Origin of the sequence: Lentzea sp. NPDC003310 (genome assembly GCF_040610935.1) — a bacterium.
Lineage (GTDB): Bacteria > Actinomycetota > Actinomycetes > Mycobacteriales > Pseudonocardiaceae > Lentzea.
On the sequence record NZ_JBEXNC010000010.1, the window covers coordinates 335812 to 350222 of the forward strand.

Below are 14411 nucleotides of genomic sequence, written 5' to 3' on the forward strand. Positions count from 1 at the left end.
ACCTCTACAGATCAAGCGAAAAGAAGCTTAAGGTGCACCCGTGCTCACCAGAAAGGCCTTGTGGATCCCAGCTTTGGCCAGTGCGGCCCTGCTGGTCGTCCTGGGCATCGCCGGGTGGAGCTTCGACTCCAGCCCCATCTCGTCCCCGTCGTCCGGCGGCTCGTTGAACACGAGCACGACCCAGTCGGTGAGCATCGTGCCGACCCCGGACGTCGCCGACATCTCGGTCAAGACAACGTCGTCTTCCACGGCCACCACCACTACGACGAAGACCACGCAGCCGAAGCCGCCGCCCGTCCAGCAGCCTCCGGCCGCGACGCAGCAGCCCACGACGACCGAGCCGCCCCAGCAGGGGTTGCTCGTCAACGAGGGCGCGCGGTGCGACCCCGAGGGCGCGAACGGCATCGGGCTGGTCGGTGAGAAGCTGGTGTGCCGCAAGGACCCCAGCCGCGGCGACCGCCTGCGCTGGCAGAAGGCCTAAGCCCGCCACTCCAGCACGTCGAGCTTGTCCCCGACCGCGATGGTCCCGGTGCGCACGACCTGCGCCTTCATCCCGAACGTCACCCCGCCGTCGGGGTCGCGCCGGTAGGTCGCCAACGTGCGGATCGGCTCGGGTCCGTCCTTGAGCCCGGTCCGCTGGTCGACCATCGGCACCGCGCACCGCACGCAGTCCTTGGCGTAGGCCAGTTCCACGTCACCGATCGCCGCGCGCCGCACCCGGTCCTCCGCGTGCGGCTCCACCGCGCCCGACAGGACCACGTTGGGGCGGAAGCGGTTCATCGGCACCGGATCACCGCCGCGCTCCAGGATGCGCTCGTTCAACCCGTCCAATGAGGACAGCGAGAGCACCAGCAGCGCGTTGCCGTCCGCGTAGCCGACGACCCCGGTGGTCTCGCCCGTCGTCTCGCGGTGCAGGTCCGGTGGCGTGCGCACGAGTCGCACGGACCTCTTCAGCGCCTGGGAGAACGACTCCGCGGCCTCGTCGCCCTGGTCCACTCCGGACCCGTGCCAGGTGTGCACGGTGACCGGCACGCGCGGCCCGTCGGCGACGATCGGGAACGCCGATCCGCCGTGGAGCAGCGCGTCGTCGGTCAGGAACGGGCGCAGCGCGGCCATCTCCGGGACCTTGCGCTGCGACAGGAAGACGCCGTCGTCGTCGACCAGCATCATCATCCGGTCGCCGCGCAGCCCCGTCGGCTCCACGGCGCTGGACGTGACGGAGTACCCGCCGCACCCCTTGACCGGGTAGACGAGGAGATCGGAAACGATCACAGGATCGGCTCGGGCTCGTAGGCCGGGTACTTGTCGACGACCGCGGCGACCTGCTCGACGATGGACGCGACCTGCGCCGACGCCACGCCGGTGAAGGACAGGCGGTCGGCGAGCAGCGCTTCCAGGGCGGCCTTGTCGAGCGGCAGGCGGGAGTCCGCGCCGAGGCGGTCCAGCAGGTCGTTCTCCGCGAGGCCCTGCTCGCGCATCGCGAGCGCGACGGCCACCGCGTTCTCCTTGATGGCCTCGTGCGCGGTCTCGCGGCCGACACCGGCGCGCACGGCCGCCATCAGCACCTTCGTGGTGCCGAGGAACGGCAGGTAGCGGTCCAGCTCGCGGGCGACGACGGCCGGGTAGGCGCCGAACTCGTCGAGCACCGTCAGGAACGTCTCCAGCAGCCCGTCGAACGCGAAGAACGCGTCCGGCAGCGCGACCCGGCGGACCACCGAGCACGACACGTCGCCCTCGTTCCACTGGTCACCCGCGAGCTCGCCGACCATGGACAGGTAGCCGCGCAGGATCACCGCGAAGCCGTTCACGCGCTCGCACGAGCGGGTGTTCATCTTGTGCGGCATGGCGCTGGAGCCGACCTGGCCGGGCTTGAAGCCCTCGGTGACGAGCTCGTGGCCCGCCATCAGCCTGATCGTCTTCGCCACCGACGACGGCGCGGCGGCGAGCTGCACCAGCGTCGAGACGACGTCGAAGTCGAGCGAGCGCGGGTAGACCTGGCCGACGGAGGTGAGCACGCGCTCGAAGCCGAGGTGGCCCGCGACCGTCTGCTCCAGCTCAGCCAGCTTCTCCGGCGTGCCGAGCAGGTCGAGCATGTCCTGGGCGGTGCCGACCGGGCCCTTGATGCCGCGCAACGGGTAGCGCGCGATCAGCTCGTCGAGGCGGGAGAACGCCACCAGCAGCTCGTCGGCGCCGGTCGCGAAGCGCTTGCCCAGCGTCGTGGCCTGCGCCGCCACGTTGTGCGACCGGCCCGCCATCACCAGGTCGGAGTGCTCGGCGGCGAGGCGCGCGAGGCGGCCCAGCACGGCCGCGACCTTGGAGCGGATCAGCTCCAGCGAGCGCAGCACCTGCAGCTGCTCGACGTTCTCGGTCAGGTCGCGCGAGGTCATGCCCTTGTGGACCTGCTCGTGGCCCGCGAGCGCGTTGAACTCCTCGATGCGCGCCTTCACGTCGTGCCGCGTGACCCGCTCCCGCGCGGCGATCGACTCCAGGTCGACCTGCTCGAGCACGCGCTCGTAGTCCGCGACCGCCGTGGCCGGCACCTCGATGCCCGCCGCCGCCTGCGCCCGCAGGACCGCGAGCCACAGCTGGCGCTCCAGGACGATCTTGTGCTCGGCGGACCACAGCGTCGCGAGCGACGTGGAGGCGTACCGGCCTGCGAGGACGTTGGCGATGCGGGGCTTCGTCACGGCCCCAGGTTAGTGCACGTCAGGCTCACTGCCAGGCGATGCCCGGGTCCGTGATGAGCTGTGTGAGCACCCCCACGCGCACCGGGACGGTCTCCCGCTGCCCGTTGCCGTTCGACGGGTTGAACGCGTACGCGGAGATCTCCACCACGAGCCCGCTCTCGAACTCGCGCACCACACTCGACTTCTGGATCTGCTGGGAGTCGTGGAAGTGCTCGACCGCGAAGAGGACCGACCCGTCGCCCTGCTTGATCTCCTGGCACAGGCTCGCACCGCTGCAGAAGGTGTCCTTGGAGAACGACTTCCTGGCGACCGACACCTGCAGCGCGGTCGGCCCGATCCTGTCGCTCAGGTGCACGAAGCCCGCGAACTCCACGTTCCCGGGCGCCCAGTCCTCGGACTTCGCCTGGCTCGGCGGGTACGCCGGGTGCCGGCCGGGGGTGAACGTCGCGTAGACCCCGGTGAGGTCCGGCATCCGGGCCGAGAGGGTGGCGCTCATCCGGTCACCGGCGACCAGTGCCCTGCGCTCGGCGCTCTCGGCCGACGACGACGGTGCCGACGTGGTCGTCTGGGTCTCGGTGCCGAGCTGCGCGTCGCGGTCGCGCGGCAGCAGGCCGGGCAGCGAGAACGACGCCACGGCGATCACCGCCGTAGCCACGCCCACAGCGACCAGCGCTCGTCGGCGACTTTTTTTCTGCTCGACCCGCCTGATCAGGGTGTCGGGGTCGAAGTCCAGGGGCGGCTCGTCCCAAACTGCCAGCAGCATTCCCTCGCGGATCTCCTGCTCACTCACGATGCGACCCTCCCCGAACTGCTGTCGAGCTTCTCCACGATGGTGCGCAGTGTCGCGAGACCGCGCGCCGTCTGGCTTTTGACCGTTCCCTCGGTGCACCCCATGGCCACCGCCACCTCGGCGACCGAGAGGTCTTCGAAATAACGCAGCACGAGCACCGCCCGTTGACGCGGTGGCACCTGCAGCAGCGCGGTGTGCACGAGCTCACGTGCCCAGAGCTTGGCGCTGGTCGTGTCCGGGTCCACGGTGGCGTCGGCGGCGTCGGGCAGCTCTCCGTCGCGCTGCTCGGCCCTGCGCCACGGCCTGCGCTTCTCGTCCAGCCAGGTGCGCAGCAGCACCTTGCGGGCGTAGGCGATCAGGTTGTCGAGGTCCTTGATCCGCTTCCAGGCCAGGTACATCTTCATGAGGCTCGACTGCATCAGGTCTTCCGCTGTGTGCCAGTCGCCGCAAAAGAGGTACGCGGTGCGTCGCAAAGACGCGGCATTGGCTGCCGCGAATTCACGAAAGCCCTGTTCATCGGCCTTGCGCATGCGATCCCCTCTCGCGTCCTCAACCAGGGGAACGCATCGGAGGAACGCGGGGTTGCATCACGCGTGACGCGAAAGGGCCGAACGGAGCATCCTGCCCGCCACACCCCTCGGGTCCGACTTGAGCTCGATGAACGAGTTGACCACCGACCCGTCCACCAGGGCGATCAGCTCCTCGACCCGGTCGCCGTCGACGGCACGGCCGGAGCGGGTGAAGACGTCCGCGACGAGCTCGCGCAACTCGGTCGACAGCACGCGCATCAACGGCCGCAGGTACGGGCGCCGACCGGTGGCGACCAGGCGTTCGTAGCGCAGCAGCACGGCCTCGATGTCGGTCGCGTCCTCGCCGACGAGCAGGTCGAGCATGAACTCGACGAGCACGTCGTCGGTCAGCTGCTCCGGGATCGACGAGAGGCGCTGCCGGAAGCTCGCGAGCTCGCTGCGGCCGTGGAACTCGACGGCCGCGGTGATCAGCTCGTCCAGCGAGTCGAAGTAGTAGGTGGTCGACGCGAGCGGCAGACCTGCGCGTTCGGCGACCGCGCGGTGCCTGACCGCGTCGAAGCCGCCCTCCGCGAACAGGCCGGACGCGGCCTCCACGAGCGCCTGCCGCCTGCGCTCACCCTTGGGAGTTGCTGCCGTCATAGTCGAGCCAGGGTACTGGGCGGACGATCAGAACTTCGGTGCCAGTGCGTCCGCGAACCGCTTGGCCTGGCCTTTCAGCTCTCCGTCGCCCTGCGTGAGGACGTACAGCTGCTGCCCCTTGGCCGTCTCGCGCTGCGCCGTGCCGGGCGGGGCCTCGAACGGTTCCGGCGTCACGATCGCGGTGAGCGTCAGCCCGTCGATCTTGAACGCGGCCGCCCGCGCGTTCGGCGGGCAGGACAGCGCCGGGGCCTCGGCGAAGTCCGGTGAGACCGAAAGCTCGACGGCGAGGGCGTCGGCGAGCTCCCGGTCCACACCTGCACAGCCCTGCACTGTGCTTTCACCGGCACTGGTGCCGGTGCTCCCCGGCGTGGACACGTCCCCCTGCGTGGACTTGCCCTCACCGGCGAAGTTCGTGGGCGGCTGCGCCTGCAACGGAGTCATCGGCGATTGTGCCGCGTCGTCGCGGTTCTGCCCAGAAGCCGCGCTGGGCGAGCCGCCACCTTCCTGACCGGTCCAGCTGTTCGCGGCGAAGACCCCGCCGAACCCGAGCACCACGACGAACGCGGTGCCGGCGGCGATGGAGTTGCGCCGGCGGACCGAGGCGCGGTGGGAGGCCTTGCGGACGTCGTTCGCGTCGAAGGACGCCGGCGGCGCGTCGTGTGCGGCGTCGCGGAACAGGTCCGCGAGCTTCTGCTCGTCCATCTACGTCCTCCTCTCGCTGGTCACGACGCCGGTCGCAGGTCGTCGACGGCGTCGCCCAGAGCTTCCCTGAGCGCCGCCAGCCCGCGTGCGGTCTGGCTCTTCACGGTTCCTTCCGAGCACTTCAACGCCTCGGCCGTGGCCGTGACGTCGAGGCCCTCGAGGAACCTCAGCACGAGCACCGCCCGCTGCCTCGGCGGAACTCTGCGCAGGCCCTTCAGCAACGCCTCGCGCGTCGCGACCGTCTCCGCGATCTCGGGGTCGGTCGTCGGCGCTTCCGGCATCTCGTCGGTGAACTTCTCGCGCCGCCACGGACGACGCGACTCGTCGATCACCGCGCGCACGACGCTGCGCCGGACGTAGGCGTCGAGGGCCTGCTTGTCCCTGATCTTCCGCCACCTCCTGTGCAGTGCCACGAACGCGGTCTGCGCGAAGTCGTCAGCGCGGTGCCAGTCGCCGCACAGCAGGTATGCCGTTCGGCGCACGGCCTCACGGCGAGCCACGAAGTACTCCGCGAACTCCTGCTCGTCGCGCTGATCCACGCGGACTGCTCTCCGCTCGTTCCTCGGTTGCACTGACAGGACGGAAACTGCGGCACCAACGGTTGCACGAACCACCGGCGAGAGCTACATCACCCCCTCTCTCGTTCACCTGATGTGATGTGATCGAGCTCGTGACCCCCATTGACCTGCGCTCGGACACCGTCACCCGCCCCGACGAGGAGATGCGCCGCGCGATGGCGGCGGCCGAGGTCGGCGACGACGTGCTCGACCACGACCCGACCATGGCCGCCCTGGAGGAGCGGGTGGCCGGGCTGCTCGGCGTCGAGGCCGCGCTCTGGGTGCCCTCCGGGTCGATGGGCAACCTCATCGCGCTGTACCTGCACCTGTCGCGCGGGGACCGGTTCCTCGCCCCGCTCGGCGCGCACGTGCTGGACGCCGAGCTCGGCACGGCGGCCTGGCTGGCGGGCGGCATGCCCCACGCGCTGCACTCGGTGACGCCGCAGTCGGTGATCGCCGCGGCCGGCGGGGAGTCACCGTACTACGGGCTGCGCACGACGTTGTTGTGCCTGGAGAACACGCACAACGCGTCCGGCGGCACGGTGACCACGGGCGACGACCACTCCGCGCTGGTCGCGGCCGCCCGGTCCGCGGGGCTCGCGGTGCACCTCGACGGCGCCCGGCTGTGGAACGCCTCCGTCGCGCTCGGGGTGCCGCTGACCTCGCTGACCGCCGGGGTCGACACCGTGCAGGTGTGCCTGTCGAAGGGCCTCGGCGCACCGGTCGGCTCGGTCGTCGCGGGCTCCGCGTCGTTCGTCGTGGAGGCCCGGCGCGTCCGGAAGATGCTGGGCGGCGGCGTCCGGCAGGGCGGTGTGCTGGCCGCGGCCGGTCTAGTCGCGCTCGACCGGATCGAACGGCTCGCCGCCGATCATTCCAATGCCAATGGATTGGCTTCCGGGTTGCGGTCGCTGGGCTGGGAGGTGGACGAGCCCGCCACGAACATCGTGCTGGCCGCGGTGCCGGACCTGGACAAGACGCTGTCGTCCCTGCGCGAGGTGGGCGTCCTGGCCAGTCCGATGGCGGGCAAGGTTCGGTTCGTGACGCACGGCGACGTGGACTCGTCCGACGTCGCCGAGGTGCTTCGCCGGCTGCGAGAGGACGTCTGAGATGCGCTGGATCGTGTTCGACTTCGGCGAGGTCATCAGCCAGCGGAACCCGGCGCGGCCCGCCATGGCGGCGAAGCTCGGGGTGACGCTCGCGGTCTTCGAGACCGCCTACTGGGACCGCGACGCCTACGACCGCGGCGGGTCGGACCTCGACTACTGGACGCGGATCGCGGGCTCGCTCGGGCTGACCCTCGACGACGCGCAGGTCGGTGAGCTGACCGCGATGGACAACGCGGGCTGGCTCGACGACCCGGTGCTCGAGACCGTGGCGCTGATCGAGGACCTGGCCGCCGCGGGCGTGCCGCTCGCGCTGCTGTCGAACGCGCCCTCGACGTTCGGGCGGCTGGCCGAGAAGACGCCGTGGGCGCAGCACTTCCGGCACCTGATCTTCTCGGGCGACCTGGGGTGCGCGAAGCCGGACGCGGAGATCTGGCAGCACACCGCCACCGTGCTCGGATCGTCGGACGTGGTCTTCTTCGACGACCGTCCGTCCAACGTGGAGGGTGCGCTGGCCGCGGGCTGGGACGCGCGGCTGTGGACGTCAGCCGCCGCTGCGCGCGTTCAGCTCGCTGCGGAGTTCCGCGAGCTCGGCGCGTAGCTTCCGGAGTTCCTGCGCGGTCTCGAGCTCCGCTTCCTCGACGCCGCGCAGCTTCTCCACGAGCCAGCTGGCGATCGTGCCGGTGATGACACCGAGCAGCGCGATGCCGCCGACCATCAACAACCCGGCGACGAGCCTGCCCTCGCCCGTGACGGGGTAGCGGTCGCCGTAGCCGACGGTCGACATGGTGGTGAGCGTCCACCAGAGCGCGTCGCCGAACGTGGTGATGCTGGCGTTCTCCGCGTGCCTTTCGGCGTCGAGCACGGCGAGGCTCGCGCAGAACGCGACCAGCACCGTCACGCACGCCACGTAAATGCTGACGCGTTGCCTGATCTTGTGCTGGAACTTCTTGTTCAACAGCGTGATCACGGTGATCAGGCGGAGCACCCTCAGTTGGCGCACCATCGGCAGAACGACCGCCGCAAGATCGAAAAGATGCGTTCTGAGGAATTTCAGCTTGTTCTGCGCCAGGGTCAGCCGCATGCCGAACTCGGCCGCGAACACGACCCAGATCAGCCACAACACGATCTCCAGGGGCACGTGCATGAACCCGTGATCGTCGAGCACCTGCCAGGCGTAAACGGCGAGGAACACCACGGCGAGCGCCGTCAGAGGCCACTCGACCTTTCGTTCCCACCGCTCCAGGCGGGCCTCATTGGCTAACAACACCGCCTCATGGTGAGCGGTGCGATCGCATTAATCCAGCCTCACTTCTTGGATTTGATCGCACCGTAAGCCGCTGTGCCTGCGAGGAGTAGCCCTCCGATCACAGCGAGCCAGAAAAGGCCTTTCACCACGGCACCGACAACGGCCAGCACGATCCAGATCGCCACCAGCCACCCGATGATCGCCCACACAGGACCTCCCCTTTCCTCGCACTGTGAACGTCCGGCGGCGCCGATTTGTTGCTCCGCGGTTCAGAGCCAGGCCTTGAAGCGGCGCAGGGCCTCCTCGATGTCCTGAGTCGAGCCCGCGAACGACAGGCGCACGAAGTGGTGGCCGTCGACCGGGTCGAAGTCGATGCCGGGCACGATCGCGACACCCGTGTCGTCCAGGAGCCGCTTGCAGAAGTCCATCGAGTCGTCCGTGAGGTGCCGGACGTCGGCGTAGACGTAGAACGCGCCGTCCGCGGGTGCGAGCTTGTCGATGCCCAGGTCCGTGAGGCCGGCGAGCAGCAGGTCGCGGTTGGTGCGGTAGCGCTCCAGGTGCCCGGCCGTCTCGGCGTAGGAGTCCTCGTGGAACGCCTCGACCGCCGCGTACTGGGCCAGCGCGGGCGGGCAGAGGGTGAAGTTGCCGGTCAGGCAGTCGACGGCCCGGCGCAGCCGCTGCGGCAGCAACATCCAGCCGAGGCGCCAGCCGGTCATCGCGAACGCCTTGGAGAAGGAGTTGACGACGATCGCGTCCCGGCTGGTCTCCCACGCGCAGTGGAGGGGCTCGCCGTAGCTGATGCCGTGGTATATCTCGTCGCTGATCAGCTGCACGCCGTTGGCCGCGCACCAGGCCGCGATGGGCTCGACGTGCGCCGTGGTGCCGGTGGGGTTGGCCGGGCTCGCGACGATCACGCCCTTGAGCCCGGGGTCGAGCATCTCGACCGTGGGCTGGAAGCGCGTCTCGGGGCCGCACGGCAGTTCGACGACCTCGCAGCCCAGCGCCTTGAGGATGTTGCGGTAGGCGGGGTAGCCGGGCCGCGCCAGGGCGACCCGGTCGCCCGCGTCGAAGGCCGCGAGGAACGCGAGCGTGAAGGCACCGGACGAGCCGGTGGTGACCACCACGTCGTCCGGGGTCACGTCGAGGTCGTACTGCCGCTTGTAGTGCCCGGCGATGGCCTGCCGCAGTTCGAGGATGCCGAGCTGCTCGGTGTAGCCCAGCGCGTGCTCGTCCAGCGCCCTCGCGGCAGCGTCCCTGACCGGCTTGGGCGCCGGGCTCGACGGCTGCCCCGCGGCCAGGGAGATCACGTCGCCGTGCGTCCGCTGCCTCGCCGCGGCGGCGGACAGCACGTCCATGACGTGGAAGGGCGGGACGTCGGCGCGGGCGGCCACGGTCAGCATGCCGCCAGGCTAACTCCTCGTCGCGGGTCAGTAGCCCTGGTACCCGCCGCCCTGCGCCATCGCCTTGAGGCCGGGGTGGCCCTCGAAGCCGCCGTAGCGCGAGAACGTGTACCGGACACCGGCGATGATGTTGTCGACGGGGTTCCAGATGTCGTCGTGGCCGGGCAGCTTGTGGGCGTTGAACGTCGAGTCGATGCACTGCATGAGGCCCTTGGAGGGCGTGCCCGCCTGGGCGTTCGAGTCCCAGAGGTTGATGGCGTGCGGGTTGCCGCTCGACTCCTTCTCGATGATCTTCCAGATCTCGTCGATGTTCTCCTCGGTGACCGGGATCCCGTTGGCCTGCAGGATCTTGATGGCCTCGCGGATCCACTCCTGCACGTTGCCGGGAGGAGGGCTGCCGGAGGGCGGGCCGCCGCTGGAGCCGAGGCCGCCCATGCCGCCGCCCTCACCACCACCGCCTCCGCCGCCACCACCGCCTCCGCCACCGCCGCCTCCGCCGTGGCCGTTGCTCGACGGCGCGGGGGTCTGCGCGGGTGCGGGTGGGGTGTCCGTTGTGGACGACTGCTTGGTCGAGCCGTCGGGCGGTGCCGTGGGCGCCCACTCGATCGGCCTGCCCGGTGCGGGGACGAACGACTGGGTGTTCGGGTCCTGCAGCGCCGAGAACTTCGGGTTCAGTCCGCCGGTGCGGCCCTTCAGCGCGCTCGCGGCGGCGTTCACCGCGCTTTCCGCTTGGGAGACAACGGGTTGGGCGTCGCTCGCCGCCTCGGCGCAGTAGCCGCTGATGAGGCTGTCGACGTCCTCCTGCGGCTGGCCGTGCAGCTGCCGGCGCGCGTTGCGGGCGCGGCTCAGCAGGTCCTCGCAGATGCGGCTCATCGAGGTCTTCGCCGTCTCCAGCGCGGTCGCGGCCGCCTCCAGGTCGGTCGCGGCGTTCGTGAGCGCCTCGGCCATCGCCGTGCCGCACTTCGTGACATTGCCCATGTAGGCGACGAAGCCGTCCGACGAGCTGCCCTCCCAGGCGCCGTCGAGCTGCGTGACGGAGCGCTGCAACACGTTCGTCTGGTCGCCGCACTTGCCGGCCGCCTGCTTCCAGCGGTTCGCGATGTCGCGCACGGCCTGGGGTTGCGCGGTCTCGACCTTGTCCGCGAGCGCGGCCACCGCCGCACCACCGGGCAGCGCCGCGACCTCGTCCTTCGCGCTCACGTCAGACCGCCCTCAGGGAGTTCTTGTTGGCTTCCTCGATGTCGTCGACGCCCGTGCGGATCTTGTCGAGCACACCCTCGACCTTGCGCAGCACCTTTTCGGCCGCGTCGAACTCCTGCGCACCCGCCTGGTCCAGTGCGGACACCGCGCCGGAGATCGCGCCGGAAGAACCGAGTTTTCCGAAGATGTCCGAATTGCCGTACTGGCCGGAAAAGCCGTCCCCGATGGCACCGAATTGACCGGCCTGACTGCTCACGGTAGTCCGGCACTGTTCCATGGCTTCGGTGTTGAACCTGGTCGCAGCCATGCACTGACCCCCTCGACGTCTACTCATCGACCATAGAACGAATTGCGCCGAGCAGTCCGCCGATTCGCTCTTTCGATACGACGGTGCCCGCCCGTCGAGTTCGACGGACGGGCACCAACGGGGGTTCCGTGAATCAGACTTCCTGCAAGAGCTCCCAGATCGAAGCGGCGAGCCGGTGGTTGTCGACCGGCGTGATCGTGCACCACGGCCGGCCGTCGCTGCTGGGCTTGAGCTGGCGGAGGTAACGCCCGTTGTGCGTGTCGTGGAAGGACACGACCCTGCCGGCACGCCGCCCGTTGCGCTGCACCCCGAACTGCCCGCGGGTGGACATCCCGTCGAGCATCCCGGCGAGCTCCTGCGCGTCCCCGAGCCGCATGCCGCGCTGCTCCAGCGCGGTGATCATCCGTTGCGCGTCGAGCCCGACGTTCTGCGCGGCGGACACCAGCTCGTCGTAGGGCGCGCTGATGGACCGCCCGAACCCGGCGGGCATCTCCCCGGCGACCGACACCGCGGCCTCGGCCAGCGCCGTGCCGCGTGCCTCGATCAACCACATCTCGTCGCGGTCCTGCACCGCCAGAATCGCGTCGTCACCGATCGCCGCCGCGAGCCCGCTGATCTGCCGGTCCGCCCAGATCCACAGGTCGATGGCCACCTGGTGGTTCGCCAGCAACGCGAACCCGTCGGCCAGCTCCGGCACGACCCGCCCGTTGTGAGCGAGCCCGCGCGCCTCGAGCGACTCCCAGGCCCGCTTCACCACCTCGGACTTCTCGGTGTGGGTGAGGGACGGAATCCGCGTGTCGAGCGCAACGTGCGCGGCCGGGAGGCGTTGCGCCTCCCAGACCACGGCGAACTCCACTGTGGACAGAACCACAGAACCTGGTGAGCTCAAGGCTTCTACTTGTCCTTCGGGTCTTCGCCGATGACGGACTGAACCACCATGCGGTCATCACCGAACATCTCGTCGGAGTCGACGCCGTACTTGCGCACGTGCTCGCCGTCCTCCTCGCCCTCACCGCGCGCCGCGCTGGCAGCGGGCGACATGAGCGACCCACCACCCTTGCCGGCCACACCACCCTTGCCGGCCGCGGCGGCGCCACCCCGGTTGGCCTCGGGCCCGACACCGGCCGCGCCACCAGGCGTGACCGCTGCCCCCTTGCCCGCGACACCGGTACCGCCGGCGCCCGCGCCACCTCCGGCGCCACCGCCTGCCTTTCCGCCGCCGATGGTGCTGGGCGCACCCTTCGGGCCGGCGGGGGCGATGGGCGTCTTCGGGGCCTGGCTGGGGCCGCGACCGCCGCCGACGACCTGGGCGCCGCGTGCGCCGGCCGTGCCGCCGGCGAGGCCTGCTGCCGCAGCCGCCGCCGCTGCCACGCCGATCGGTGGGACGCCGATGGGCTTGGGGAGGCCGGGACCGGTGGCGATCGGGGTCTGGTTGCCGCCCGGCATGATGCCGGTGGAGTTGCCCGGGGTGCTCGGGATCGGGGAGACCGGGGTGCCGCCGGGCGAGCCGGTGAAGCCCGGGCCGCCCGTGCTGGTGCCCGCGGGGCTGCCCGTGAAGCCGGGGGCGGTGCCACCGGGCTGGATCGCGCCCGGGCCGACCGACGGGGCCACGGCGGAGCTGGCGACGACGATGTCCGGCGCCTGGTTGGGCGGACGGAAGCCGTTCAACGCGCCCTGGCTGCCCGTCTGGTAGCCGTTCAGAGCGTCGATCGCCTGCTGGCGGGCCGCGTTGGTCGCCGCGACCTCCTTGGCGTGATCGGTCTCGACGCCGAAGAAGCCACCGACCTTGTCGCCGAAGTTCTGCTCGGTGTCGCCGCGCAGCGTGTCCGCGGCAGGCGTGCTGTGGCGCGCCGTGCTCGAGCTCTCCTGCTGCCGCGACATCGCGTCGGAGCTCTGCTCGGACGCCTGCCCGGCGTCGTTGATGCCCTCGGCGGCCACGTGGGTCTTCTCCTGGGCCTTCTCGCCGGCCGCACCCTGCCAGTCGATGCCGAGCGCCTTCAGCTGACCGCGCAGGTCGTCGTCCACCGACTGGAGACTGCCGGCCAGTGTGCGCAACGCCTCCGAGGCGGTGGCGAACCTCCGCGCGAGGTCACCCCCGCTGAGCTGCTTCACCTCGTTGGCCAGCTGCTCGTTCGACCAGCCGGGAAAGTTCCAGTCGTTCAGTTCGCGATATCCAGACATGCCCTCCCCCTCACTTCAGCGTCTTGAGCGTCTCAAGTGCGAGAGCGGCGGCCTTCTTCGCCTTGTCGCACATCTGCTGCTGGTTTTCCTTGGCGTCGGTGTCCGGTTTGTAGCTCACGTAGAGCTGCTGCCCCTCGGCGACATCGACCGAAACCGCGCAGTCGAATGCATCCACACCGGCGAACTTGATCTCAGCCGCGCCGTATCCGGCCACGTCGACGACATCTGCCGTCACGTTTCCGCCACCACCGAGCCAATACCCGACGCCCTTGGTGGCGGCCGGCACGACGATGTACGAGTACTTGATGTTGTTCTTGTAAAGACAGGCGGGCAGAGCCGAGCCGTCGATCACCTTGGACTGGACCGCCGAGGTTTCCGCGAGCTTGATCTCGTCCATCTGCGGCGCCGTCAACAGCTTGCAGGCATCGACGTTGTCGACCTTCAGCTCCGCAGGCCTCTTGGGAAGCTGTCCCTGGGACTGCGAGGTCGACGGCGCCGACGATTCGGGAGAGGCCTTGCCCTTTTCGCCGCTGCCAGTGCAGCCCGAAACCGCCACGAGCAGCAAAGCGGTCAGCGGAAAAACAATCTTCTTCACTTGGCAGGCCCGAACGTCGTGGTGATTTCTTCCTCGCTGATGCCGTACTGCTTGGCCGCTTCCCTAAGCTGATCGGAAAGACGCTGGAGCGCCTTGACGTAACCGTCGACGCGTCCCGCGTAAGTGTCCGGGCCACCCACGAGCCGGCTGTTCCAGGCGGCGGCGATGTCCGCGCCCACCTTTCCGTCCGTGTTCTCGCTGGCCGAGATCTTGAGATCGTCCGAGACCAGGTCGAGCTTGTCCTTCAACGCCGTCGCGCAGTCCTGGATCGCCGCGCCGGCCTTGAGGACGTTGTCCTTGTTGACCTCGAACTTCTGGGTTCCCCCGCCCGCCATGCCCATCGTGACCCGGTCCATGACCGAGTTCGCAGCCCTCAACGCGCTGACCGCACCGGCCACGGCGCCACCAGCCACCCCTGCCACGGCGCCGAGAAGGGCGTCCGCCCCCACGTTCTCCTGTGCCACGACGTCC

General features: G+C 69.9%; 19 protein-coding genes. 3 read left to right on the plus strand and 16 right to left on the minus strand.

The window, feature by feature from the left end:
* The first annotated feature begins 40 nt into the window (after positions 1-40).
* On the plus strand, positions 41-481 hold the full coding sequence (locus ABZX02_RS22835) for a hypothetical protein (protein ID WP_355300571.1): 441 nt from the start codon (positions 41-43) through the stop codon (positions 479-481).
* Here ABZX02_RS22835 and ABZX02_RS22840 read toward each other — a convergent pair.
* From ABZX02_RS22840 to ABZX02_RS22870, 7 genes are read right to left on the minus strand one after another with little or no spacing between them, the layout of a single operon-like run.
* Positions 478-1272: an MOSC N-terminal beta barrel domain-containing protein gene (locus ABZX02_RS22840; protein WP_355300572.1), complete on the minus strand. Its 795-nt coding sequence runs from the start codon at positions 1270-1272 to the stop codon at positions 478-480. The genes ABZX02_RS22835 and ABZX02_RS22840 overlap by 4 nt on opposite strands.
* Positions 1269-2687 (minus strand): adenylosuccinate lyase, encoded by a 1419-nt coding sequence (gene purB / locus ABZX02_RS22845; protein ID WP_355300573.1) that lies wholly within the window; start codon positions 2685-2687, stop codon positions 1269-1271. The genes ABZX02_RS22840 and purB overlap by 4 nt, the downstream gene beginning before the upstream one ends.
* A 25-nt stretch (positions 2688-2712) precedes the next feature.
* Positions 2713-3477: a hypothetical protein gene (locus tag ABZX02_RS22850; RefSeq protein WP_355300574.1), complete on the minus strand. Its 765-nt coding sequence runs from the start codon at positions 3475-3477 to the stop codon at positions 2713-2715.
* On the minus strand, positions 3474-4007 hold the full coding sequence (locus ABZX02_RS22855) for a SigE family RNA polymerase sigma factor (RefSeq protein ID WP_266035830.1): 534 nt from the start codon (positions 4005-4007) through the stop codon (positions 3474-3476). Before ABZX02_RS22855 ends, ABZX02_RS22850 begins: the two co-directional genes overlap by 4 nt.
* A gap of 57 nt (positions 4008-4064) precedes the next feature.
* Positions 4065-4646: a TetR family transcriptional regulator gene (locus ABZX02_RS22860; RefSeq protein WP_355300575.1), complete on the minus strand. Its 582-nt coding sequence runs from the start codon at positions 4644-4646 to the stop codon at positions 4065-4067.
* 27 nt (positions 4647-4673) lie between these two features.
* Positions 4674-5348, minus strand: a complete 675-nt coding sequence (locus ABZX02_RS22865) for a hypothetical protein (RefSeq protein WP_355300576.1) — start codon at positions 5346-5348, stop codon at positions 4674-4676.
* A 20-nt stretch (positions 5349-5368) separates the two neighbouring features.
* Positions 5369-5887 (minus strand): SigE family RNA polymerase sigma factor, encoded by a 519-nt coding sequence (locus tag ABZX02_RS22870; protein ID WP_355300577.1) that lies wholly within the window; start codon positions 5885-5887, stop codon positions 5369-5371.
* Positions 5888-6009: 122 nt separating this feature from the next.
* Here ABZX02_RS22870 and ABZX02_RS22875 point away from each other — a divergent pair, with 122 nt between their 5' ends.
* A complete protein-coding gene (locus ABZX02_RS22875; protein ID WP_355300621.1) occupies positions 6010-7011 on the plus strand; it encodes a GntG family PLP-dependent aldolase in 1002 nt (333 codons plus the stop codon).
* Position 7012: 1 nt separating this feature from the next.
* Positions 7013-7609 (plus strand): HAD-IA family hydrolase, encoded by a 597-nt coding sequence (locus tag ABZX02_RS22880; protein WP_355300578.1) that lies wholly within the window; start codon positions 7013-7015, stop codon positions 7607-7609.
* Here ABZX02_RS22880 and ABZX02_RS22885 read toward each other — a convergent pair.
* The 9 genes from ABZX02_RS22885 to ABZX02_RS22925 form a co-directional block, all read right to left on the minus strand.
* A complete protein-coding gene (locus ABZX02_RS22885; RefSeq protein WP_355300579.1) occupies positions 7553-8278 on the minus strand; it encodes an ion channel in 726 nt (241 codons plus the stop codon). The genes ABZX02_RS22880 and ABZX02_RS22885 overlap by 57 nt on opposite strands.
* Positions 8279-8316: 38 nt before the next feature.
* A complete protein-coding gene (locus ABZX02_RS22890; protein WP_355300580.1) occupies positions 8317-8466 on the minus strand; it encodes a hypothetical protein in 150 nt (49 codons plus the stop codon).
* A gap of 60 nt (positions 8467-8526) precedes the next feature.
* A complete protein-coding gene (locus ABZX02_RS22895; RefSeq protein WP_355300581.1) occupies positions 8527-9657 on the minus strand; it encodes a pyridoxal phosphate-dependent aminotransferase in 1131 nt (376 codons plus the stop codon).
* 27 nt (positions 9658-9684) lie between these two features.
* Positions 9685-10857 (minus strand): transglycosylase SLT domain-containing protein, encoded by a 1173-nt coding sequence (locus ABZX02_RS22900; RefSeq protein ID WP_355300582.1) that lies wholly within the window; start codon positions 10855-10857, stop codon positions 9685-9687.
* Position 10858: 1 nt separating this feature from the next.
* On the minus strand, positions 10859-11164 hold the full coding sequence (locus tag ABZX02_RS22905; protein ID WP_355300583.1) for a hypothetical protein: 306 nt from the start codon (positions 11162-11164) through the stop codon (positions 10859-10861).
* 133 nt (positions 11165-11297) lie between these two features.
* Positions 11298-12035 carry an ESX secretion-associated protein EspG gene (locus ABZX02_RS22910; protein ID WP_355300584.1) on the minus strand — a complete coding sequence of 246 codons (738 nt, stop codon included), beginning with the start codon at positions 12033-12035 and terminating at the stop codon, positions 11298-11300.
* 23 nt (positions 12036-12058) lie between these two features.
* Positions 12059-13345 (minus strand): hypothetical protein, encoded by a 1287-nt coding sequence (locus tag ABZX02_RS22915; protein WP_355300585.1) that lies wholly within the window; start codon positions 13343-13345, stop codon positions 12059-12061.
* 10 nt (positions 13346-13355) lie between these two features.
* Positions 13356-13940 (minus strand): DUF3558 domain-containing protein, encoded by a 585-nt coding sequence (locus ABZX02_RS22920; RefSeq protein WP_355300586.1) that lies wholly within the window; start codon positions 13938-13940, stop codon positions 13356-13358.
* Complete coding sequence (locus tag ABZX02_RS22925) at positions 13937-14404, minus strand: hypothetical protein (RefSeq protein ID WP_355300587.1); 468 nt, start codon at positions 14402-14404, stop codon at positions 13937-13939. The genes ABZX02_RS22920 and ABZX02_RS22925 overlap by 4 nt, the downstream gene beginning before the upstream one ends.
* Between the last annotated feature and the right edge of the window lie 7 nt (positions 14405-14411).